Genomic DNA, 22,311 nt, shown 5'->3' with positions numbered 1-22,311 from the left:
GGGCCGGATCGCTCCGGCCCGCCCGGCGTTCTCGCCTACGGGGGTTACGCGTGCGGCGCCGCCGCGGAACGCCGCTGCCGTACGACACCGATCACGATCAGGACCGCCGTCAGCGCGCCCGTCGCCAGCAGCTGGTCGCGGGTGTCGGGCTGGCGGAGCATCAGGAGGAAGATGCCGGCCATCGCGAGGAGCGCCACCACCGTCAGGCCCGGGAAGAGCCACATCCGTACCACCAGCTTCTCGGGCGCCTCGCGCTCCAGCCGGGCGCGCAGGACCAGCTGCGAGACCGCGATGAAGATCCAGACGACCAGGATCACCGCGCCGATCATGTTGAGCAGCCAGGGGAAGACGTCGTCCGGCCGCCAGTAGCTCAGCAGCACGCACAGGAAGCCGAACACGGACGAGACCAGGACCGCCGTGCGCGGGACGCCGGAGGTGACCCGGCCGAGCCGCTTCGGGCCCTGGCCGCGGGCGACCAGCGAACAGGCCATGCGGGAGGCGCCGTAGATGTTGGCGTTCATCGCCGACAGCAGGGCGACCAGGATGACCACGTTCATGATCTCCGCCGCGCCGCTGATGCCGAGGTGGTCCAGGGCCGCGTAGAACGGTCCCACCTCCACCACCTTCGGGTCGTCCCACGGGACCAGCGTGACGATGACCGCCATCGAGCCGACGTAGAACAGCGCGATCCGCCACATCGCCGTCCGCACGGCCTTCGCGACGCCCTGCACCGGGTTCTCGGACTCCGCCGCGGCGATGGTGACGGTCTCCAGACCGCCGTACGCGAAGACGGACGCGAGCAGCCCGATGACCAGGCCCTCGGAGCCGTTCGGCATGAAGCCGCCGTCCCCGCTGAGGTTGCTGGTGCCGGGGGCGTCCGTGCCCGGGAGCACGCCGAGGATCGCCAGCACCCCCAGCACCAGGAACAGCGTGATCGCGGCGACCTTCAGTGCGGCGAACCAGAACTCGAACTCGCCGAACTTCGTCACCGAGGCAAGGTTCGTTCCCAGGAACACCACCATGAACAGCGCCACCCAGGCCCACTCCGGGGTCCCGGGCAGCCAGCCGCTGACGATCTGCGCGGCGCCGATGCCTTCGAGGCCGACCGCGACACAGAGCAGCACCCAGAACGCCCAGCCCGCCGTGAACCCGGCCCACGGCCCGATCGCCCGCTCGGCGTGGACGGAGAACGAACCGGAGGCCGGGTTGGCCGCGGACATCTCGCCGAGCATGCGCATCACGAGCATGACCAGCAGTCCGGAGACCGCGTAGGCGATGACGATCGACGGACCGGCGGCGGCGATGCCCGCGCCGGATCCGACGAACAGCCCGGCACCGATGACGCCGCCGAGGGCGATCATCGACAGGTGCCGCTGCTTGAGACCGTGGGTGAGGGCCGAATCGCGCCCGGCGTCGGATGCGACGGCCGGGGAGCCGGTGGGGGGAGGCGCGGAGGTCCGGGGCATGGACGAACTCTGTTCGGTCGGTGAGACGGGGGGACGTGTACACAGTCTGAACACGCACCCCGTTCACCGGGAACAGCTGTCCGCTATACGGGCACCAGGCTCACACACGCCGCACACCCGGCCCCGACGAGCCGCTCGCCGCCACCAACCGGCGCTTTAGAGGGAATTCACAGTCGGCCCTGCGGAGACCTGCCCGGCCGCCGGAGGTGGAATGCGCCCTCACCTCAGTGACGAGCGTCACGCCCCGACGCAATTGCGTGCCGTCCTTTGTGTGAACCCCACCAATCCCTCAACCGCCGCTTTGTCGGCCGCTGATGGTGATCCGGCGACACTCCGTCGGCTAACGTCAGCCTCAGTCTGTCCCCACCTGCCCTCACCCCGCGGAGTCCCGATGAGCACTGCTGCCGCCGCCCCCGTCCGTACCGGAGCGGTCCTCGCCGATCTGCTGCCCGCCGTCCGGCACCGCTACGCCGTGGACACCGCCCTGGTGCTCGGCGGCGCCGCGCTGACCGGCATAGCGGCCCAGATCGCCGTGCCGATCCCCGGCTCCCCGGTCCCGGTCACCGGCCAGACCTTCGCCGCGCTCCTGGTCGGCACCGCGCTCGGCGCCCGCCGCGGTTTCCTCTCCCTCGCCGTGTACGCGCTCGTCGGCATGGCCGGCATGCCGTGGTTCTCGGCCGGCAGCTCCGGTGCGGGCGGCGCATCCTTCGGCTACGTGCTCGGCATGCTGCTCGCCGCCACCGTGGTCGGCGGCCTCGCCCGCCGCGGCGGCGACCGCTCGGTGCTGCGCACCGCGGGCACGATGGTGCTCGGCTCGGCGATCATCTACGCGGTCGGCGTGCCCTACCTGGCGCTGTCCACCGGCATGTCGGCGAGCGCCGCGATCGCGGCCGGCCTGACGCCGTTCCTGCTCGGCGACGCGCTGAAGGCCGCGCTCGCCATGGGCGCGCTGCCCGCGTCCTGGAAGCTCATCGGCCGCCGCGGCTGATGCCGTAGCTCCCACCGAAGAGGCTCGCCGGGTCGTATCGCGACACCAGACCGGCGAGCCTCTCGTGCGTCCGCGGGCCGTGGAGGTCCTCGGTGCGGTCCCCGCCGCCGAAGGAGAAGTTCAGCGAACGGCCAATGACCAGCGGCCCCAGGACCGCGGCCACCTGCTCGTACAGCGCCCGGACCGACGCCACGTCCGTCCCGTCCAGCGGTGACAGCAGCCGCAGCAGAAAGCCGGCGTCCCGGTGGGGCACCGCACTGTCCGGCTCCGGAGCGGCGGCCAGCGCGCCGCCCAGGTGGTTCAACTGCACCACGGTCATCGTGGGCGCCTTCCGGCCGGTCAGCTCCAGCACCCGCGCCGCACGTTCCGCATCGATGCCGCGCAGCATCAGCCCGTCCCCGTAGTAGGCGTGCGGGAACGGCGGATCGCTGTGGATGGTGTGGCTCTCCGTGTACGGCATCTCCCGCAGCGAGTCGGCCAGTACGGGGCCGGCCGGCCGCAGCGGTGCGACGAGGCGTTCGCCCTCGGCCGCGGAGCCGGTGTACGCGACCCGCACCGAGACCACGTACCGGCCGCGCAGTTCCGCAGGGACCTGCGGGAGGTCCGGGTAGACGAGTGCGCCGACCGACGAGGTCAGCGCCGCGGGCACGGACCGGGCCCACTCCAGATAGCGCCGGAGCACCTGAGCACCGGCCTCCCCGTCCCCGTCGAAGGCGATCGAGCCGCCGTACAGCCGGGCCACCGGGACCAGCCCGGTCTCCATCGCGGTCACCACGCCCAGCCGGTGCCCGCCGCCGCGCAGCCCCCAGAACAGCTCGGGCTCGTCCTCCGCGGTGACCCGGCGCAGCACCCCGTCCCCGGTCACCACGTCGAACGAGCGGACCAGGTCGGCGGCGTAGCCGAACTCCCGGGCCAGCAGGCCGAGACCTCCGCCGAGCGTGTACGAGACGGCGCCGACACCGGGGGAGGAGCCGTTCAGCGGGGCGAGCCCGTGCGGGGCGGCCGCCTCGATCACCCGGCCCCAGGTCACGCCCGCGCCGATCCGGGCGGTGCGGCGCACCGGATCGACCAGGACGGAGTCCATCCGCCGGGTGTCGATCAGGACGCCGCCCTCGACGGCCCCGGCCAGGCCGTGCCCGGTGGCGTGGACGCCCACCCGGAGCCCGTCCCGGGCGGCCCGGGCCACGGCGGTTCGTACGTCCTCGGCCCCGGCGGCCTCGACGACGAGGTCCGGGCGGATCGCGAATCCGGTCTGGTATCCGGTGGGGACGGCAGTCATGGCGGAGGCTCTCCTTCGCTCGCTCGGTGCGCTGACGAAGGAGAGCCTCCCCGGGATACCTGACAGATCCCGTCAGGTATGGACCGGTGTCACCCGGCGGTCTTCCCGGCCGGTTCGCCGTTGCGGCGCCGGCGCGCCTCACGTACCAGCGAGACGGCCACCACCAGCACCGCGACCAGCAGCGACAGCAGCACCTGCTCGCGTCCGGCGTCGTCCGTGAGCATGTAGACCAGCACGAAGGAGATCATCGCGATGGTCGCCCAGGTCAGGTACGGGAAGAGCCACATCCGTACGACCAGCTTCTCCGGCGACTCGCGCAGGATGATGCCGCGCATCCGCAGCTGGGTGAAGCAGATGACCAGCCAGACGAAGAGGGCGACCGCACCGGACGAGTTCAGCAGGAACGCGAAGACGGTGTCGGGCCACTGGTAGTTGAAGAAGACGGCGACGAAGCCGAAGACGACGGAGGAGAGGATCGCAGCCTGCGGCACCCCCCGCTTGTTGGTGCGGGCGAACGCCTTGGGGGCGTCGCCGCGGCCGCCGAGCGAGAAGGCCATCCGGGAGGCCGTGTAGAGGCCCGAGTTGAGGCAGGACAGCACGGCCGTCAGCACGATGACGTCCATCACCTGGCCGGCGTGCGGGATGCCGATGACGTCGAGCGCGGCGACGTAACTGCCCTTGTCGAGGATCGACGGGTCGTTCCACGGCAGCAGCGTCAGCACGACGAAGATCGAGCCGAGGTAGAAGACGGCGATGCGCCAGATGACGCTGTTGGTGGCCTTCTGGACGGCGCGCTGCGGGTTCTCCGACTCACCGGCCGCCAGCGTCACGATCTCGCTGCCCATGAAGGAGAAGACGACCATCAGCACGCCGGTGAGGATCGCGCCCGGACCCTTCGGGAAGAAACCGCCGGTGTCGGTGAGGTGGGCCACCCCTGACCCGGCGTGGTCCGATCCGGGCAGCACGCCGAACACGGCGAGCAGGCCGACGATCACGAACGCGCCGATCGCCACCACCTTGATCCCGGCGAACCAGAACTCGAACTCACCGTACGAACCGACCGAGACCAGGTTCGTCGCGGTCAGCACCAGCATCACGATCAGCGCCCAGCCCCACTGGGGCACGCCCGGCACCCAGCTCTCCAGGATCTTGGCGCCCGCCGTGGCCTCGACGGCGAGCACCACGACCCAGAAGAACCAGTACAGCCAGCCGATGGAGAAACCGGCCCAGCGGCCCAGCGCCTGGTCGGCGTAGGTGGAGAAGGAGCCCGAAGCGGGGCGGGCGGCCGCCATCTCGCCGAGCATCCGCATCACGAAGACGACCATCAGGCCGACCAGTGCGTACGACAGCAGGATGGCCGGTCCGGCGGCGGCGATGCCGGCTCCGGAGCCCACGAACAGGCCCGCGCCGATGACACCGCCGATCGCGATCATCGAGAGGTGACGGTTCTTGAGACCGGCCTGGAGCCCGTCCCCGGGCCCCGTCCGGTCCGAACGGTCCGGCCCGTCGGGCTCGTGGCCCGGCCCTGCCAGAGTCGTCTGCGACGTCATGGATCGAATCCTTACGTTTTCGGATCACTCGGTTGCGTCCTGGCCGCTCCCACGGTGGTGGGGCGGCAAGCGATGCATTGAAGCCCGGCGAACCCCGAAAGCGGAACCCATTCCTCCGATTCGTTGACCGGATCGTTGCCTCTGTGGCATCCCGCACACAGGGCCCGCACACGGGGGCCACACCGCACCCCGTCGTCGGCTACCCGGCGTCACTCGTGCCACACTCCTCCCATGCGCGTGTACCTCGGATCCGACCATGCCGGTTACGAACTCAAGAACCACCTCGTCGAGTGGCTCAAGGCCCAGGGCCACGAAGTCACCGACTGCGGTCCCCACATCTATGACGCCCAGGACGACTACCCGCCGTTCTGCCTGCGTGCCGCCGAGAAGACGGCCGCTGACCCGGACAGCCTCGGCATCGTGATCGGCGGATCCGGCAACGGCGAGCAGATGGCCGCGAACAAGGTCAAGGGCGTCCGCGCCGCACTCGCCTGGAGCGAGCAGACCGCCGCACTGGGCCGCGAGCACAACGACGCCAACGTGATCTCCATCGGCGGCCGCATGCACACGGCCGAGGAGTCCACCAAGTTCGTCGAGATCTTCCTGGCGACCCCGTACTCGGGCGAGGAGCGGCACACCCGCCGCATCGAGATGCTCACGGCGTACGAGAACACCGGCGAGCTCCCCCCGGTCCCGGCCCACCACCCGCAGCAGGGCTGACCGACCCCATGTCCTGAACCGTGCCGCCGGTGTCCCCGGCGGCACAGCCATGTCACCGAGGAGAGCCCCAGTCGTGCCCGAGGGACACACCATCCACCGCCTCGCGGACGACCACCGGGACCGGTTCGCCGGACGGCCGGTGCGGGTGAGCAGCCCGCAGGGCAAGTTCGCCGACAGCGCGGACCTGCTCGACGGCCGGGTGCTGGAGGGGACGGACGCCCACGGCAAGCACCTCTTCCTGGGCTTCGAGGGCACCGGCTGGGTGCACATCCACCTCGGCCTGTTCGGCAAGCTCGGATTCGGTACGGTCCCGGCCCCGCCGCCCACCGACACGGTCCGGCTGCGCCTGCTGAACGACGAACACCACGCCGATCTGCGCGGCCCCACCACCTGCGCCCTGATCACGGACGCCGAGAAGCGCGCGATACACGACCGGCTGGGCCCCGACCCGCTGCGCGACGGCGACGACGGCGAGCGGGCCCGGCAGCGGATCTCCCGCAGCCGGATCACCGTGGCGGCGCTGCTGATGGACCAGAAGGTCGTGGCGGGCGTGGGCAACGTGTACCGCGCGGAGGTGCTGTTCCGGCACGGCATCGACCCGTACCGGGCGGGCAGGGACCTCACCCGCCGCGAGTGGGACGCGATCTGGGCGGACCTGCGCGCGCTGATGCGCGAGGGCGTACGGAACAACCGCATCGACACGGTCCGCCCCGAGCACCTGCCCGAGGCGATGGGCCGCCCGCCGCGCGTGGACGACCACGGCGGCGAGGTGTACGTCTACCGGCGCGCCCGCCAGGCCTGCCACATCTGCGGTACGGAGATCCGCACGGCGGACCTGGCGGCCAGGAACCTGTTCTGGTGCCCGACCTGCCAGTCCCGCTGATCACGGCGATTCCGGCGAGATCAGGCCCGTCCGGCGATTGAGGACAGAGCGCCCGGAGGGCGCTGCGCGGCAGCCTGCGGCGCCCGGCCGTTACGCTCTCGCCCCGCGAGATCAAGCCCGTCCGGCGATTGAGGACAAGGACCGTCGCCGGACAGCCCCGGACCCCGCCGTCCCCGGACGGCCCCGCACCCCGCTAGAACCCCCGCGGCAGCCACGGCGCCACGTCGGACAGGAACGCCGACGACGCCTCCGTCACCGCCCCGGCCCGCAGCTCCCGTACCCGTCCGGCCAGCGCCAGCGCGCTCAGTGCCTCGCCGCCCAGATACGCGGAGGCCAACTCCCGTACCGACAGGGCCAGATCCGCAGCCTCCTCGGTGCGCTTGCACGACGCGCCGCCCTTCGCGTCGGCGGTCAGCCGCCAACGCCCCGCGTTCCAGGGGCAGAACGCGTCCTCGACATCGAGCACCACGTCCAGCGGCCCCCGGTAGGTCCGCGCCTCCAGCGCGGCTCCCACGTCGACCAGCCGCACATGGAGCGAGTCCCGCTGCCGGATGTCGCACCGCCGCACGTCCGACACCAGGTGCAGCACCGCGTCGTCCACCGGCCGGTTCCGCGCCTCGACCGTCGACGTCAGGTCGATCCCGAACAGGAACCGCCACAGCGCCGCGTACCCCGCCGGGTCCAGCGCAGCGAGATCGCTCACCACGACCCGGCCCTTGGGGCCGGCCTTGTCCCATTCGGGCTTGATGTGATAGTTCGTGTAACCCGCGAGCTCGCCGTCGCGCTCCGCCAGCAGGCACTGGAGCGCCGAGCCGCCCTGGCGCGTACTCACCGGATCGACCAGCGGCTTGCGCTCCCAGCCGGGACCGTGGGCCGGGGTGCCGGGACGTTCCGCCACCAGCCGCGCGTACACGCTCTCGCACGCCGCGACCGCCTCGTCCTTCTTCGCGTACCGCAGCCGGATCCCGTCCGTGCCCTCCGGCACGCTCAGCCGCACCCGGTCCGTGTCGATCGACAGGGACATCTGGCGGGTCGCCGCCCCGTACCCGAAGCGCCCGTAGATCGCGGGTTCCGACGCCGTCAGCACGGCGATCGGCTCACCCAGCGCCCGTACGTCGTCGAGCTGGCGGCGCATCATCGAGGTCAGCAGACCGCGCCTGCGGTGCGTGGCCGCGACGCTCACCATCGTGACGCCCGCCGCCGGTACCAGCGCCCCGCCCGGCACGGCCACCCGGAAGCTGAACGCCCCCGCCGTCGCGACGACATCGTCGCCGTCCCAGATCCCGATCGACCGCTCGCACTCGGTCAGTTCCTGATCCAGTTCGCGCTGCTCGGGAGCCTCCGGGTCCCCGCCGAACGCCAGCTCCAGGCTCTCGAACCACTCGTTCCACTCGGCCGGCTTCAACACACGGAGCTCTGTAGTCATATGCCATGCCTACCAGGGGTACGGCGGACGGGCGAACCGATTTCGAACGCATTGTCACCGGGGTCCCCCTGCACCGGAGCCCGTCGGGTGGATAAGGTCCCCGCAATGGCCCGACGCGCAGGAGCAGAGAGATACCCGGCCCGATTGCGGAAATCGGCGCACCGGGTCCGCTCCACGCTGCGCAGGTCCGGGGTCGACTACTTCCGCGGGGACGGTTCGGACTGGATCGCCCTGGCCGGACTGCTGCTGACCATCCCCGCGATCACCTGCGGCACCCTGCTGAACCCGGTGTGGTGCTCGCCGACCGTGCTCGTCCTGCCGATCGTCGCGGGCGGCCTGCTGCTGCGCCCCGCCAGCCTCCTCGGCCTGTACGCGACCGCCGCCGCCGCCCTGATCGTGGAGTCCATCTGGCTCGGCCCGTACGAGGGCGGCCCGGCGCGGGTCACCCCCGGGACCGTGCTGACGGTCGCGGCCTGTGGGTTCCTCGGCCTGATCCTCGCCCAGTTCCGCGCCCGGGTCGGCGTCCCGTGGCGGCGCGGCGGCACCATGCTCTTCGACCTGCGCGAACGCATCCGGGTGCAGAGCGCCCTGCCCCGCCTCCCGCAGGGCTGGCACCGCGAGATGTCGCTGCGCCCGGCGGGCGGGCAGTCCTTCTCCGGGGACTTCGTCGTCGCCGCCCGCACCAACGGCGGCCGCACCCTCGAAGCCGTACTCACCGACGTCTCGGGCAAGGGCATGGACGCGGGCTCCCGGGCCCTGCTGCTGTCCGGCGCCTTCGGCGGACTCCTCGGATCGCTGCCCCCGCACGGCTTCCTGCCGGCGGCCAACGGCTATCTGCTGCGCCAGGACTGGGACGAGGGCTTCGCCACCTCGATCCATCTGGTGCTGGACCTGGAGTCGGGCGACTACGAGCTCCTCTCGGCGGGCCATCCGCCGGCCCTCCAGCTCCACGCCGGCAGCGGCCAGTGGGAGGAGATGGCGGCGGAGGGCCCGCTGCTCGGCGTCTACGACGGGGCGGAGTTCGAGGCGGTGAAGGGTCACCTGGCCCCCGGCGACGTCCTGATGCTGTTCACCGACGGGCTGGTGGAGGCGTCCGACCGGGACATCGCGGAGGGCATCGACCGGCTGACCGGCGAGGCCGACCGCTATGTCACCACGGGCTTCGAGGGCGCGGCCTGGCACCTGATCGAGGCCTGCGCCAAGGACGTCAACGACGACCGGGCGCTGCTGCTGCTGTCACGCAGGTCCTGAACCGTACGCAACCGGACGGAAGCGGACGGGCGTCAACGGCGTTCGGCCCGTCACCGGATCGGGAGCGGAACGGCCTCGCGCCCGCCGGGCAGCAGCCTGGCCAGCCAGTGCGAGCGCCCGGCCGCCAGCGGTGCCAGGACCGCGAGCACGAGCACGTATCCCGCGATGAACGGTGAGAGCCGCTCGTCCAGCCCGGCGCCGGCCGCCATCGTGGCGAGGATCAGGGCGAACTCGCCGCGCGCCACCAGGGTGGTGGAGATGTTCGCGGTGGCCTGCGGGCCGAACGCGTACACCTTGGCGGCGGCGAGGCCCGCGAGGACGTTCATGGCGAGGGTCACCGCGACGGCGGCCAGCACCGGCCACAGCACGGTCGGCAGGTCGCCGGGGTTGATGGAGAGGCCGAAGGCGAAGAAGAAGATCGCGCCGAAGGCGTCGCGCAGCGGATGGACCAGCTTGAGGATGCGGGTCCCCGAGGTCGTACTGCCGAGCATCAGGCCCACCATGAAGGCGCCGATGGCGTCCGCGACCCCGAACCACTCGGAGATGCCGGCCACCAGGACGGCGGCGCCGAGGAAGGAGATGACGAGGAGTTCGTCGTCCCGGGTGTTGATGAGCTTGCCGATGACCCTGGTGCCGAACCGCGCCGCCAGCGCGAGGACCAGCAGGAATCCGAAGGCCTTGCCGCCGTCGACCGCCGCGGACGCGAGGCTGTCGGCGCCGGAGAGGATCGGCTGGAGGGCCGCGAGGTACAGGGCCAGGAACACGTCCTCGACGACGATGATGCCGAGGATCGGCTTGGTCTCCGGATTGCCGATGCGGCCGAGGTCCACCAGCACCTTGGTGACGATGGCGGACGACGAGATGCCGAGCACGCCGGCGAGGACCAGCGCCTCCGAGGTACCCCACCCCAGCGCGAAGCCGAAGCCGAGCCCGGCGCCGACGTTGAGGGCGAGATAGGTGCCGCCGGCGAGCGCCATCTTGCGGCCGCCGGCCTTCAGGTCGTCGAGGTGGAACTCCAGGCCGAGGTAGAAGAGGAGCAGCACCAGACCGAGTGCGGAGAGCATCTCCAGGTCGTGCGGGTCGGCGACGAGAACGATGCCGGGGGTGTGCGGGCCGAGCAGGATGCCGGCCAGGATGAACAGCGGAATGGTCGGCAGTCCGATGCGGCTGCCGACGCGGGCGAGGACGGCGGCGGCGAGGAAGGCGCCGCCCATGGCGATGAGCGTGTCTGCGTGTCCGATGAGCCTGGTCCTTCGGTAGGTCAAGAGAGCGCCAAGGAATCGTCAGTAATTAGTTTACCGAACGATTGACGTTGCAACTGTGCCTGCCTCTGTGTGCGTGCGGGAGCCGGGCATAGAGTCGGCCCATGACGGCTCCGGACGCACCGCTGACCCTGACCGACATCGAGGCCCTGGCCCGTGCGGCCCACGCTGACCAGCGGGACAAGGCGGGCCGGCCGTACGCCGAACACCTCGCGGCCGTCGCCGAGGGGGTACGGGCCAGGGGCGGCAGCGACGAACAGATCGCCGCGGCCTGGCTGCACGACGCGGTCGAGGACGACGCGCTGTCGGAGCGGTGGCTCGCCGGGGCGGCGCTGCCGCAGCAGGTCAAGGACATGGTCCTCGCGGTGACCAAACGGGACGGCGAGGAGCTGGCGGCTTACACCCGGCGCATCCTGGCCACCCCCGGCGCGCTGCTGGTCAAGGAGGCCGATCTCGCGCACAACGCGGACCCGGCCCGCCTCGCGGTGCTGGAGCCGGCGACCCGTACCCGGCTGACCGAGAAGTATGCGCAGGTGCGGGCACTGCTCGGGCTCACCGCCCCGCAACCGCCCGCCCAACAGCGGGATTGAGCCAACACAGTGGAGCCCGGCCCCTCAGGGGCCGGGCTCCACTGTGTCAGGTGTCGTGCTGTTCCCCGCTCAGAGCTTGGCGGCGTCCCGGCGGAACGCCCAGTTCATGTCCGGCTCGGTCACGCAGCGCAGGACCCGCCGCACCGGCGGCGTGCACATCAGCGTCACGCCGACCGAGGCCACGACGGTGACCAGGACCAGTCCGGTCGGCGAGATGAGCCACTCGTTGTGGTCGAAGACACCGGCGTACTCGGCGCCCTTCACCATGAACCCGTGCAGCAGATAGCCGCAGATGGTTCCGGCGCCCAGGACCGTGAACCACATGTGGCGCCGCGGCACCAGCGACAGGAAGGCGGCGGTGAGCAGCGTGGCGCAACCGAACAGCGCGAGCGTCATCACCACGCCGGTCCACCAAGGATTGCCCATGTCCTGGGCGGAGGAGTCGCGCAGGAACCAGCCCAGCTGCATCCGGTGAGCCGCCCAGTAGGCGAAGACCACCGCGACGGCGAACAGCGGCACGGCCAGCATGCGCACCTCACGGCGGCGTACCAACTGGAAGTGCTCGGGCTTGAGTTGGAGCCCGAGCACGAAGAACGGCAGGAACTGGAGCGTGCGGGGAAGGTCGAGGTCGTTGCCGATGCTGGGGGCCAGCGAGGCGAGGCAGGCGATGACGAGCGAGACGGCCAGCGGGTGGCGCAGGCTGCGCCAGATCGGAGTGGTGAGCCGCCAGATGAACAGGGCGGCAAGGAACCAGGTGAGGTACCAGGGCTCGGTCAGGCTGATCATGCTGTCCGGCGCGTTGTCCGCGTACCGGTAGAACAGCGCGTACGCCGTCTCGAAGACGATGTACGGCACGGCGACACCGGTGACCAGGCGCTTCACTTTCGCGGGGCTCATGTCGAACGAGCGTGAGAAATAGCCCGAGATGATGATGAAGGCGGGCATGTGGAAGGTGTACGTCACCATGTACAGCGCGCGGGCGGCCCGGCTCCCGTCCATGACCGGCACCCACGAGTGGGCCACCGCGACGAGCACGATGGCCAGGTACTTGGCGTTGTCGAAATAGGCGTCACGCTTCTTCGCCGGAGTGGTCTGCGCGGGCCTGTCCGTGACCTGCGCAGGACTGTCGGCCGTTGCCACCGGCGCTTGGCGTCTGGGCTCCGACTCCCGGGTCGCCGGTGGGATCGGAGCCCTCTCGAATGCGTTCGGAGCGTGGAACATCTGAAACACCTTAGACGTCTCGATTGCAATGCGTAAATCCGCCCTCGAATATCGCGTGTTCCCGTCCTATCAAATGCCAAACCATCAAAATCTGTCCGCTATGCCCGCGTTAATCCTCCTTAAATGGTGCATATCGGCAGGCAGTTGGAGGAAGTGAAATACGTCTCGCCGGGCACCGAGAAAGCCTGTGAATAAACTGTGTGGAAACAGAAACGATCACCGTTGCAATCATTCCGCCCTATGGCTCGGCGGCGGCGGGACATTCCGGTTGCCGGGCGTGCGGCCGCAGGGATCCGGGCGCCCGGAGCGGCCCCGCCGGCCGACCGGCGCACGGGGGGCGCAGGGGGCGCAGGATGGCGCGATACCGACAGGTCGATTCATCACCTGGCAGCGACCACAGGGGAGTTGGTGGCACGATGGACGGAACGGAGGAGTGCGAGGCCGCACGCCTCCGGGCCGGCAAGGCGGACCGACCGAGGGTGTGAGCAGTCGTGGCCATTTCACTGTCTGTGGTGCTTCTTTTGGCGATCATCCTCGTGGTCATGATCCGAGGTGGCTCCATCAAGGCCGGACCCGCGATCGTCGCGGTGCTCTTCGGCTTCTTCCTGGCATCGACGGGCATGGCTCCGTCGATCAACAGGTTCATGAACTCGATAGCGGAGACCATCAACCAGATCAACTTCTGAGGCCGCGGCGTGCGCCCCCCGGGGGGTGCGTCGGCGCGCGCTCGCGGGAACGCGAAGGGCCCGGTCCGGCGGTAGTCCCCGAGGGGATCCGCCGGGCCGGGCCCGAAGCATGGAGCGGGCGACGGGAATCGAACCCGCGTAGCTAGTTTGGAAGACTAGGGCTCTACCATTGAGCTACGCCCGCATGCAGCGCACCGCAGGTCACGGGGACCGCGGCACGAGAAGCATCGTAGCGGGTCGCGGGCGCTGCCCGCACACCCGTATCGCGGCGCGCGGCGCCGAGTCCGGCGGGCCCTCGCGAAACGTCCGGTGCACTGCCTCTCTGCATGTACCCTACGTGTCGCACCGACGGGGTGTGGCGCAGCTTGGTAGCGCGTCCGCTTTGGGAGCGGAAGGTCGTCGGTTCGAATCCGGCCACCCCGACCACCGGCAAGATCGCATTGTGGGAGTTCTCCCCCTTGCCGTTACTATGCAAAATGCGTGCCCGTGTGTCTGATGTACCGGGCTCGGTCCGCGAAGCCGCCTCCTGTGCGGTGGAGCAGAACCCCAAGAAGTCAGCCACCAAGGAGACCGAACCGTGAAGAGCGCCGTGGAGACCCTGAACCCGACCCGGGTTCGGCTCAGCATTGAGGTGCCCTTCGAGGAGCTCAAGGACAGCCTCGACGCGGCGTACAAGAAGATCAACCAGCAGGTCACGGTGAAGGGGTTCCGCAAGGGCAAGATCCCCAACCGGGTCATCGACCAGCGGTTCGGCCGTGGTGCGGTGCTGGAGGAGGCCGTCAACGACGCGCTCCCGAAGTTCTACACCGAGGCCGTCAACGAGGGTGAGCTCAACGTCCTCGGCCAGCCGGAGGTCGACATCACGGAGCTGAAGGACGGCGAACTGCTGGCCTTCACCGCCGAGGTTGACGTACGCCCCGAGATCGAGATCCCGGACTACTCCGGCATCGAGGTCACCGTCGACGCCCTCGAGGTCAGCGACGAGGACGTCGAGAAGGCTGTGGAGCAGCTCCGCGAGCGCTTCGCCTCGACCAACCCGGTCGAGCGCGCCGCCGCCGAAGGCGACGTCGTCACGATCGACCTGCAGGCCAAGGTCGACGGCGAGGTCCTGGAGGACGGCGTGGCCGAGGGTGTCTCGTACACCATCGGTTCCGGTGAGCTCCTCGAAGGCATCGACGACGCCGTCACCGGCCTGGAGGCGGGTGGCGAGGCCACCTTCACCTCCGAGCTGAAGGGCGGCTCCGCCGAGGGCAAGGAGTCCGAGGTCACCGTCAAGGTCACCGCCGTCGCCGCCCGCGAGCTCCCCGAGCTGGACGACGACTTCGCCCAGATGGCGAGCGAGTTCGACACGCTGGAGGAGCTCAAGGCGGACAGCCGCAAGCGCCTCGAGAGCACCAAGCAGTACGAGCAGGCCACCCAGGCACAGGAGCGCGTCCTCGAGGAGCTGCTGAAGCTCGCCGAGGTCCCGATCCCGGAGAAGCTGCTGGCGGACGAGGTCCAGACTCGCAAGCACAACCTGGAGCACCACCAGCTCGGCCAGATGGGTCTCGACCTCGAGAAGTACCTGGAGATCCAGGGCAAGACCCTCGAGGAGTTCGAGGCCGAGACGTCCGAGCAGGCCGTCAAGGGCATCAAGACCCAGTTCATCCTTGACGAGCTCGTCAACAAGGAGAAGCTGAACGTCAACCAGGAGGAGCTCACCGAGCACCTCATGCGGCGCGCGCAGTCCTCCGGCATGAGCCCCGACCAGTTCGCCCAGGCCGTCGTCGAAGGCGGCCAGGTGCCGATGCTCGTCGGCGAGGTCGCCCGCGGCAAGGCGCTGGCCGTGGTCGTCGAGGCCGCCAAGGTCGTCGACACCAACGGTGAGGTCGTCGAGCTGGAAGACGACGAAGACACGGCGGACGTGGCGGAGGAGGCCGTCGAGGCCGCCGAGGGCACCACCGACGCCGCCGAGGCGAAGACCGAGGCCTGAGCCTCGCGCTGAACCCCCGTACGACGGGCTCCGGACGCACCGCGTCCGGAGCCCGTCGTCGTATTGGCGGACGCCCCCCACAACCCTTGTGCGGACTGCGGACCTTGCGCTCCCAGCGAACAGTTGCGGAAGCGGGATGGCGTTGTCCCACCTGCGCGTTAGGGTCCATGAATAGGAAGGGTCGGGGAGTCCCGGCCCACCCGGTACGAAGACGCTGAGACGGCCGGAGCCGTCAGAGACGAGCAGGTGGATACGTGACGAATCTGATGCCCTACGCCGCCGGAGAGCCGTCCCTCGGTGGAGGCCTCGGTGACCAGGTCTACAGCCGACTGCTCGGCGAGCGCATCATCTTCCTCGGTCAGCAGGTCGACGATGACATCGCCAACAAGATCACCGCACAGCTGCTTCTCCTTGCCGCCGAGCCGGACAAGGACATCTACCTCTACATCAACAGCCCCGGTGGTTCGGTGACGGCCGGCATGGCGGTCTACGACACCATGCAGTACATCCCGAACGACGTCGTCACCATCGGTATGGGCATGGCGGCCTCGATGGGCCAGTTCCTGCTCACCGGCGGCGCCGCCGGCAAGCGCTTCGCGCTCCCGAACACCGACATCCTCATGCACCAGGGTTCGGCCGGCATCGGCGGTACGGCCTCGGACATCAAGATCCAGGCCCAGTACCTGCTGCGCACCAAGCAGCGGATGGCGGAGATCACCGCCCGCCACTCCGGCCAGACCGTGGAGACGATCATCCGCGACGGCGACCGCGACCGCTGGTACACCGCGGAGGAGGCCAAGGAGTACGGCCTCATCGACGAGATCATCACGATCGCGTCGGGCGTTCCGGGCGGCGGCGGCACCGGCGCCTGATCCGGTTCCCACCGGATTCGCGCCGTACCGCACCGCTTCTCTCTCGTACGCCGAGACACCCAGCCACAGAACGCCACCAGGATGGTGAACACCCACATGAACAACTTCCCCGGCGCCTCCGCGAGCGGCCTCTACACCGGCCCGCAGGTGGACAACCGCTACATCGTCCCGCGCTTCGTGGAGCGCACCTCGCAGGGCGTGCGTGAGTACGACCCGTACGCGAAGCTCTTCGAGGAGCGCGTGATCTTCCTCGGCGTGCAGATCGACGACGCGTCCGCCAACGACGTCATGGCGCAGCTGCTGTGCCTGGAGTCGATGGACCCGGACCGGGACATCTCCATCTACATCAACAGCCCGGGCGGCTCGTTCACCGCGCTCACGGCGATCTACGACACGATGCAGTTCGTGAAGCCCGACATCCAGACGGTCTGCATGGGCCAGGCGGCCTCCGCCGCCGCCGTGCTGCTGGCCGCGGGCACGCCGGGCAAGCGCATGGCGCTGCCCAACGCCCGCGTCCTGATCCACCAGCCGTCCTCGCAGACCGGCCGTGAGCAGCTCTCCGACCTGGAGATCGCGGCCAACGAGATCCTGCGGATGCGGACCCAGCTGGAGGAGATGCTGGCGAAGCACTCCACCACGCCGATCGACAAGATCCGCGACGACATCGAGCGCGACAAGATCCTGACGGCCGAGGACGCCCTCGCCTACGGCCTGGTCGACCAGATCGTCTCGACCCGTAAGAGCGCGGCCGGAGCGGCCGCCTGACGTCGGCCTTTACCCCTTGGTACGGCAGGGTCACCCGGTCTCGGCCGTGTGAACCGTGCCAAGGGGGGCCCGAACGGGGGGCCAGGCAAGGTACCGTCGGATAGAGGCACCAGGAGCCGCTGAACCAGGCGTCTCCCAGGCGAAGGGGAAGCACCTCGTGGCACGCATCGGTGATGGCGGCGACCTGCTCAAGTGCTCGTTCTGCGGAAAGAGCCAGAAGCAGGTGAAGAAGCTCATCGCGGGACCCGGTGTGTACATCTGCGACGAGTGCATCGATCTCTGCAACGAGATCATCGAGGAGGAACTCGCGGAGACGAGCGAGGTGCGCTGGGAAGAACTTCCCAAGCCCCGCGAGATCTACGAGTTCCTCGAGGGGTACGTCGTCGGGCAGGAGCCCGCGAAGAAGGCCCTCTCGGTCGCTGTGTACAACCACTACAAGCGGGTCCAGGCCGGGGAGAACGGCGGCGGGGCGAGCCGTGACGACGCGATCGAACTCGCCAAGTCCAACATCCTGCTGCTGGGCCCCACGGGCTCGGGCAAGACGCTGCTCGCGCAGACGCTCGCCCGCATGCTCAACGTCCCGTTCGCCATCGCGGACGCGACGGCGCTGACGGAGGCCGGCTATGTCGGCGAGGACGTCGAGAACATCCTGCTGAAGCTGATCCAGGCGGCGGACTACGACGTCAAGAAGGCCGAGACCGGGATCATCTACATCGACGAGATCGACAAGGTCGCCCGCAAGAGCGAGAACCCGTCGATCACCCGCGATGTCTCCGGCGAGGGCGTCCAGCAGGCCCTCCTCAAGATCCTTGAGGGCACCACCGCCTCCGTACCGCCGCAGGGCGGCCGGAAGCACCCGCACCAGGAGTTCATCCAGATCGACACGACGAACGTGCTGTTCATCGTGGGCGGCGCGTTCTCCGGCCTGGAGAAGATCATCGAGTCCCGGGCCGGCGCCAAGGGCATCGGCTTCGGCGCCACGATCCGCTCCAAGCGGGAGATCCAGGCGAGCGACCAGTTCCAGGAGGTCATGCCGGAGGACCTGGTGAAGTTCGGGATGATCCCCGAGTTCATCGGCCGCCTCCCGGTCCTGACCTCGGTCCACAACCTGGACCGCGAGGCCCTGCTCCAGATCCTCATCGAGCCGCGCAACGCGCTGGTCAAGCAGTACCAGCGGCTGTTCGAACTCGACGGCGTGGAGCTGGAGTTCGAGCGCGAGGCGCTGGAGGCCATCGCCGACCAGGCGATCCTGCGCCAGACCGGCGCGCGCGGCCTGCGCGCGATCATGGAGGAGGTCCTCCAGTCGGTGATGTACGAGGTGCCGTCCCGCAAGGACGTCGCCCGGGTCGTCATCACCTCGGACGTGGTCCGCAACAACGTCAACCCGACCCTGGTCCCGCGCGAGCCGCGGACGATCGGGAAGGGCGACGACGGCCGGCACGAGAAGTCGGCGTAGCCGCGGTTCCGTCCCGTACGCACGCGAAGGGGCGCCCGGCCAGGTGAACTGGCGGGGCGCCCCTTCGGGTTGTCGCGATCAGATCTTGGTGCGGGAGGTGTTGTAGAGCTTGGCGGCGAGCGCCGCCACATCGTCCTGGGACATGGCCTTGTTGGTCATGGCGAGACCCATGTCGATGCCGGTGACGATGCCGACGGTGCTGTAGTCGGCCCAGATGCAGACGGGCATCTCGAAGGACTTCGGCCCCTTGTCGACGCTTCCGTCGCCGTCGGGGTTCTCCATCTTGAGGTTCTGGCACCGCATCACCGCGCCCTTGAAGCCGGCAGGACTGACGTCCTTCGGTGAACCGACCAGTTCGGCCTTGCTCGCGCTGTCGCCCTTGGTCATGTTCGCCTTGGCTTCGTCGAACGAGTTGTTGATCACCGAAGCCGGGTCGCTGACCTCGCCCCAATAGCCCTGGAAGCTGAGGATCTTCATGCTCAGATCCTTCTCCGAGCCACCCTGGTAGCTGTTGCTGACCCCGCTGGGGTTCTTGATCCCCGAGGACTCGATCGAGGTCTTGTCGGCACCGGTCAGCGGGCTGACGGTTTTGCCGCCGGCGGTCTGCGCCTTGTACGCGTCCACCGAGGCCGGAAGCGTCAGCTTGTACCCCTTCGTCGAGTCCGCGACATCGCTGTTGCTGGCGCCCCCGTCCGACGTCAGGAAGTACACCCCGCCCGCGATGACCGCCAGCGCCACGATCGCGCCCCCGATGATGAGCCCCGTCTTCTTCTTCTGCGGCGGGGCCGGGGGGAAGCCCGGCTGCTGGCCGTACGCCGGCTGGCCGCCGTACGGGGGAGTGGGGGGCTGCTGGCCGTACGGGCCGGGCTGCTGGGCCTGCGGGTAGCCGTAGGCCGGGTCCTGGGGCTGGCCCTGCGGCGGGACGCCCTGAGGAGCCTGCTGGGGGTAGCCGTAGCCGGGCTGGCCCTGCGGCGGCTGACCGCCGTACGGGCCGGGCTGCTGGCCGTACGGCCCCGGCTGACCCTGCGGCGGACCGCCGTACGGTCCGGGCTGGCCCTGCGGCTGCTGGCCACCGTACGGGCCCGGCTGGTTGTAGCTCATCTGCGGTGTCCCCTGTTCGTCATGCTCATGCGTTCTTATGCGTTCCGAACATCCTGACGGACGGCTCGCGGGCTTGGGGCACCGGGAGGGAGACCGTTACTGAACAAACCGGTTTCAGTGCACGCTTGTGACGGCCCTAAACTGTCGGCGTGACCGAGAACGCAGCGCAGCAGCCAGCCAGCATCCCCGAACTGCCGACCCAGTACACGCCGGCCGAGGTAGAGGGGAAGCTGTACGAGCGCTGGGTAGAGCGTGGTTACTTCGAGGCGGACGAGAACAGCGACAAGCCGCCGTACTCCATCGTCATCCCGCCGCCCAACGTCACCGGATCCCTGCACCTGGGACACGCCTTCGAGCACACGCTGATCGACGCCCTCGTCCGCCGCAAGCGGATGCAGGGGTTCGAGGCGCTCTACCAGCCGGGCATGGACCACGCCGGCATCGCCACCCAGAACGTCGTCGAGCGCGAGCTCGGCAACGAGGGCAGGTCGCGCCACGACCTGGGCCGCGAGGCCTTCGTCGAGCGCGTCTGGCAGTGGAAGAACCAGTCCGGCGGCCAGATCTCCGGCCAGATGCGCCGCCTCGGCGAGGGCGTTGCCTGGTCCCGTGAGCGCTTCACCATGGACGAGGGCCTGTCCAAGGCCGTCCAGACCGTCTTCAAGCAGATGTACGACGACGAGCTGATCTACCGCGCCGAGCGCATCATCAACTGGTGCCCGCGCTGCCTCACCGCGATCTCGGACATCGAGGTCGAGTACCAGGAGGACGACGGCGAGCTCGTCTCCATGCAGTACGGCGAGGGCGACGACACCATCGTCGTCGCCACCACCCGGGCCGAGACGATGCTCGGTGACACCGCCGTCGCCGTCCACCCCGACGACGAGCGCTACAAGCACCTCGTCGGCAAGCAGATCAAGCTGCCGCTGACCGACCGCACCATCCCGGTCGTCGCCGACCACCACGTCGACCCCGAGTTCGGCACCGGCGCCGTCAAGGTGACCCCGGCGCACGACCCGAACGACTTCGAGATCGGCAAGCGCCACGACCTGCCGTTCCTCACGGTCCTCGACGAGCGCGCCGTCATCACGGCCCCCGGCCCCTTCCAGGGCCTGGACCGCCTGGAGGCCCGCTCCGCCATCGTCGCAGCCCTGCGCGCCGAGGGCCGGATCGTCGCCGAGAAGCGGCCGTACGTCCACTCCGTCGGCCACTGCTCGCGCTGCAAGACCACCATCGAGCCGCGCCTCTCCCTCCAGTGGTGGGTCAAGGTCGCCCCGCTCGCCAAGGCGGCCGGTGACGCCGTCCGCGACGGCAAGGTCAAGATCCACCCGCAGGAGATGGAGAAGCGGTACTTCGACTGGGTCGACAACCTGCACGACTGGTGCATCTCGCGCCAGCTCTGGTGGGGTCACCGCATCCCCGTCTGGTACGGCCCGAACGGCGAGGTCGTCTGCGTCGGACCGGACGACGAGGCGCCCACCGGTGAGGGCTGGACCCAGGACAGCGATGTCCTGGACACCTGGTTCTCCTCCGGCCTGTGGCCGTTCTCCACGCTCGGCTGGCCCGAACAGACCGACAGCCTCGCGAAGTTCTATCCGAACTCCGTCCTGGTCACCGGCTACGACATCCTCTTCTTCTGGGTCGCCCGGATGATGATGTTCGGCCTGTACGTCAACGACGGCGTCGCTCCGTTCGAGACGATCGTCCTGCACGGCATGGTCCGCGACGAGCACGGCAAGAAGATGTCGAAGTCCTTCGGCAACGTGGTCAACCCGCTGGACTGGATGGACAAGTACGGCTCCGACGCGCTCCGTTTCACCCTGGCGCGCGGTGCCAACCCCGGCGTCGACGTCCCGATCGGCGAGGAGTGGGTCCAGGGTTCCGCCAAGTTCTCCAACAAGATCTGGAACGCCACCCGCTTCGCGCTGATGAACGGCGCGACGATCGAGGGCGAGCTGCCGTCCGCCGCCGAGATGTCGGTGACCGACCGCTGGATCCTGTCCCGCCTCAACAAGACGGTCGCCGAAGTCGACGCGTACTACGACGACTTCCAGTTCTCCAAGCTCAGCGAGTCGCTCCGGCACTTCGCCTGGGACGAGGTCTTCGACTGGTACGTCGAGCTGTCCAAGACCACGTTCTTCGGCGGCGGCCGTCCGGCCGAGGTCTCGGGCCGGGTCCTGGGCGAGGTCCTCGACGTGATGCTGCGCCTGCTGCACCCCGTCGTCCCGTTCGTCACGGAGACCCTGTGGACCGCGCTCACCGGCCGCGAGTCCGTCGTCATCGCCGACTGGCCGAAGGACAGCGGCTTCCGTGACGACGCGGCCGAGAAGGAGATCGAGCTCGTCCAGCAGGTCGTCACCGAGGTCCGCCGCTTCCGCTCCGACCAGGGCCTGCAGCCCGGCCAGAAGGTTCCGGCCGAGCTCACCCTGACCGGGACCGCGCTCGCGGCGCACGAGGCGGCCATCCGCCAGCTGCTGCGGCTGCAGCCGGCCGGGGACGGCTTCCACGCCACCGCGTCGCTGCCCGTCGCCGGTGCCACCGTCGCGCTCGACCTCTCCGGCACCATCGACATCGAGGCCGAGCGCAAGCGCCTGACGAAGGACCTGGAGGCCGCGCAGAAGGAGAAGGCGCAGGCCACCGGCAAGCTCGGCAACGAGGCGTTCCTGGCCAAGGCCCCGGACAACGTGGTCGACAAGATCCGCGGCCGGCTCTCCAAGGCCGAGTCCGACATCGAGCGGATCACCGGCCAGCTGGCGGCCCTTCCGCAGTCCTGACACCGGTCTGAAGCCCCCGTCCCCCTCGCAGGAGGGGGACGGGGGCTTCCCC

General features: G+C 69.6%; 18 protein-coding genes and 2 tRNA genes. 12 read left to right on the top strand and 8 right to left on the bottom strand.

What is annotated here, in order from left to right; all coding sequences use genetic code 11:
• Positions 1 to 44 precede the first annotated feature (44 nt).
• Entirely contained in the window at positions 45 to 1,466 is a 1,422-nt protein-coding gene (locus tag OG408_RS13530) for an amino acid permease (protein WP_326670035.1), read from the bottom strand.
• Between the two features lie 391 nt (positions 1,467 to 1,857).
• On the opposite strand from OG408_RS13530, the gene OG408_RS13525 reads away from it, so the two are divergent.
• Positions 1,858 to 2,454 carry a biotin transporter BioY gene (locus tag OG408_RS13525; RefSeq protein WP_266778769.1) on the top strand — a complete coding sequence of 199 codons (597 nt, stop codon included), beginning with the start codon at positions 1,858 to 1,860 and terminating at the stop codon, positions 2,452 to 2,454.
• On the opposite strand, the gene OG408_RS13520 is transcribed toward OG408_RS13525, so the two are convergent.
• Together OG408_RS13520 and OG408_RS13515 are read right to left on the bottom strand one after the other, a co-directional pair.
• Positions 2,435 to 3,733 (bottom strand): FAD-binding oxidoreductase, encoded by a 1,299-nt coding sequence (locus OG408_RS13520; protein ID WP_326670033.1) that lies wholly within the window; start codon positions 3,731 to 3,733, stop codon positions 2,435 to 2,437. The two genes, OG408_RS13525 and OG408_RS13520, sit on opposite strands and share 20 nt — an antisense overlap.
• An 89-nt stretch (positions 3,734 to 3,822) precedes the next feature.
• The gene (locus OG408_RS13515) at positions 3,823 to 5,283 is read right to left on the bottom strand and encodes an amino acid permease (protein ID WP_266778765.1); all 1,461 of its coding nucleotides are present in this window, start codon (positions 5,281 to 5,283) and stop codon (positions 3,823 to 3,825) included.
• A gap of 231 nt (positions 5,284 to 5,514) precedes the next feature.
• Between OG408_RS13515 and OG408_RS13510 the strand changes: the two genes are divergently transcribed.
• The gene (locus OG408_RS13510; RefSeq protein ID WP_266778763.1) at positions 5,515 to 6,003 is read left to right on the top strand and encodes a ribose-5-phosphate isomerase; all 489 of its coding nucleotides are present in this window, start codon (positions 5,515 to 5,517) and stop codon (positions 6,001 to 6,003) included.
• Positions 6,004 to 6,076: 73 nt separating this feature from the next.
• Positions 6,077 to 6,886: an Fpg/Nei family DNA glycosylase gene (locus OG408_RS13505; protein ID WP_266778761.1), complete on the top strand. Its 810-nt coding sequence runs from the start codon at positions 6,077 to 6,079 to the stop codon at positions 6,884 to 6,886.
• Between the two features lie 193 nt (positions 6,887 to 7,079).
• Here the strand turns inward: OG408_RS13505 and OG408_RS13500 are convergent, their stop codons facing one another.
• Positions 7,080 to 8,312, bottom strand: coding sequence for a GNAT family N-acetyltransferase (locus tag OG408_RS13500; RefSeq protein ID WP_326670029.1), 1,233 nt, complete (start codon positions 8,310 to 8,312; stop codon positions 7,080 to 7,082).
• A 105-nt stretch (positions 8,313 to 8,417) separates the two neighbouring features.
• Here OG408_RS13500 and OG408_RS13495 point away from each other — a divergent pair, with 105 nt between their 5' ends.
• Positions 8,418 to 9,563: a PP2C family protein-serine/threonine phosphatase gene (locus OG408_RS13495; RefSeq protein WP_266778757.1), complete on the top strand. Its 1,146-nt coding sequence runs from the start codon at positions 8,418 to 8,420 to the stop codon at positions 9,561 to 9,563.
• A 50-nt stretch (positions 9,564 to 9,613) separates the two neighbouring features.
• Here the strand turns inward: OG408_RS13495 and OG408_RS13490 are convergent, their stop codons facing one another.
• Entirely contained in the window at positions 9,614 to 10,777 is a 1,164-nt protein-coding gene (locus OG408_RS13490) for a cation:proton antiporter (RefSeq protein WP_266778755.1), read from the bottom strand.
• Positions 10,778 to 10,929: 152 nt separating this feature from the next.
• On the opposite strand from OG408_RS13490, the gene OG408_RS13485 reads away from it, so the two are divergent.
• Positions 10,930 to 11,415: an HD domain-containing protein gene (locus OG408_RS13485; protein ID WP_326670027.1), complete on the top strand. Its 486-nt coding sequence runs from the start codon at positions 10,930 to 10,932 to the stop codon at positions 11,413 to 11,415.
• A gap of 69 nt (positions 11,416 to 11,484) precedes the next feature.
• On the opposite strand, the gene OG408_RS13480 is transcribed toward OG408_RS13485, so the two are convergent.
• Positions 11,485 to 12,636: an acyltransferase family protein gene (locus OG408_RS13480; RefSeq protein ID WP_326670026.1), complete on the bottom strand. Its 1,152-nt coding sequence runs from the start codon at positions 12,634 to 12,636 to the stop codon at positions 11,485 to 11,487.
• Positions 12,637 to 13,127: 491 nt separating this feature from the next.
• On the opposite strand from OG408_RS13480, the gene OG408_RS13475 reads away from it, so the two are divergent.
• Positions 13,128 to 13,322, top strand: a complete 195-nt coding sequence (locus OG408_RS13475) for a hypothetical protein (RefSeq protein WP_266778749.1) — start codon at positions 13,128 to 13,130, stop codon at positions 13,320 to 13,322.
• 110 nt (positions 13,323 to 13,432) lie between these two features.
• Here OG408_RS13475 and OG408_RS13470 read toward each other — a convergent pair.
• Positions 13,433 to 13,506: transfer RNA gene (locus OG408_RS13470), tRNA-Gly, on the bottom strand.
• A 165-nt stretch (positions 13,507 to 13,671) separates the two neighbouring features.
• Between OG408_RS13470 and OG408_RS13465 the strand changes: the two genes are divergently transcribed.
• The 5 genes from OG408_RS13465 (at position 13,672) to clpX (ending at position 18,387) form a co-directional block, all read left to right on the top strand.
• Positions 13,672 to 13,748, top strand: a tRNA-Pro gene (locus tag OG408_RS13465).
• Between the two features lie 151 nt (positions 13,749 to 13,899).
• Positions 13,900 to 15,294, top strand: a complete 1,395-nt coding sequence (tig, locus tag OG408_RS13460) for a trigger factor (protein ID WP_266778747.1) — start codon at positions 13,900 to 13,902, stop codon at positions 15,292 to 15,294.
• 266 nt (positions 15,295 to 15,560) lie between these two features.
• Positions 15,561 to 16,166: an ATP-dependent Clp protease proteolytic subunit gene (locus tag OG408_RS13455; protein WP_266786151.1), complete on the top strand. Its 606-nt coding sequence runs from the start codon at positions 15,561 to 15,563 to the stop codon at positions 16,164 to 16,166.
• A gap of 81 nt (positions 16,167 to 16,247) precedes the next feature.
• On the top strand, positions 16,248 to 16,931 hold the full coding sequence (locus OG408_RS13450) for an ATP-dependent Clp protease proteolytic subunit (protein WP_124717721.1): 684 nt from the start codon (positions 16,248 to 16,250) through the stop codon (positions 16,929 to 16,931).
• Between the two features lie 157 nt (positions 16,932 to 17,088).
• Positions 17,089 to 18,387 (top strand): ATP-dependent Clp protease ATP-binding subunit ClpX, encoded by a 1,299-nt coding sequence (gene clpX, locus OG408_RS13445; RefSeq protein WP_266778745.1) that lies wholly within the window; start codon positions 17,089 to 17,091, stop codon positions 18,385 to 18,387.
• Between the two features lie 78 nt (positions 18,388 to 18,465).
• Here the strand turns inward: clpX and OG408_RS13440 are convergent, their stop codons facing one another.
• The gene (locus tag OG408_RS13440) at positions 18,466 to 19,488 is read right to left on the bottom strand and encodes a proline-rich domain-containing protein (RefSeq protein WP_326670020.1); all 1,023 of its coding nucleotides are present in this window, start codon (positions 19,486 to 19,488) and stop codon (positions 18,466 to 18,468) included.
• A gap of 149 nt (positions 19,489 to 19,637) precedes the next feature.
• Between OG408_RS13440 and OG408_RS13435 the strand changes: the two genes are divergently transcribed.
• Positions 19,638 to 22,259: a valine--tRNA ligase gene (locus OG408_RS13435; protein WP_326670018.1), complete on the top strand. Its 2,622-nt coding sequence runs from the start codon at positions 19,638 to 19,640 to the stop codon at positions 22,257 to 22,259.
• Positions 22,260 to 22,311 lie beyond the last annotated feature (52 nt).

The sequence above is a fragment of the Streptomyces sp. NBC_01257 genome (assembly GCF_035917255.1).
Taxonomy (GTDB): Bacteria; Actinomycetota; Actinomycetes; order Streptomycetales; family Streptomycetaceae; genus Streptomyces.
Note: the sequence above shows the minus strand (reverse complement) of the source record. Positions and strands in the feature narration are given on the sequence as shown.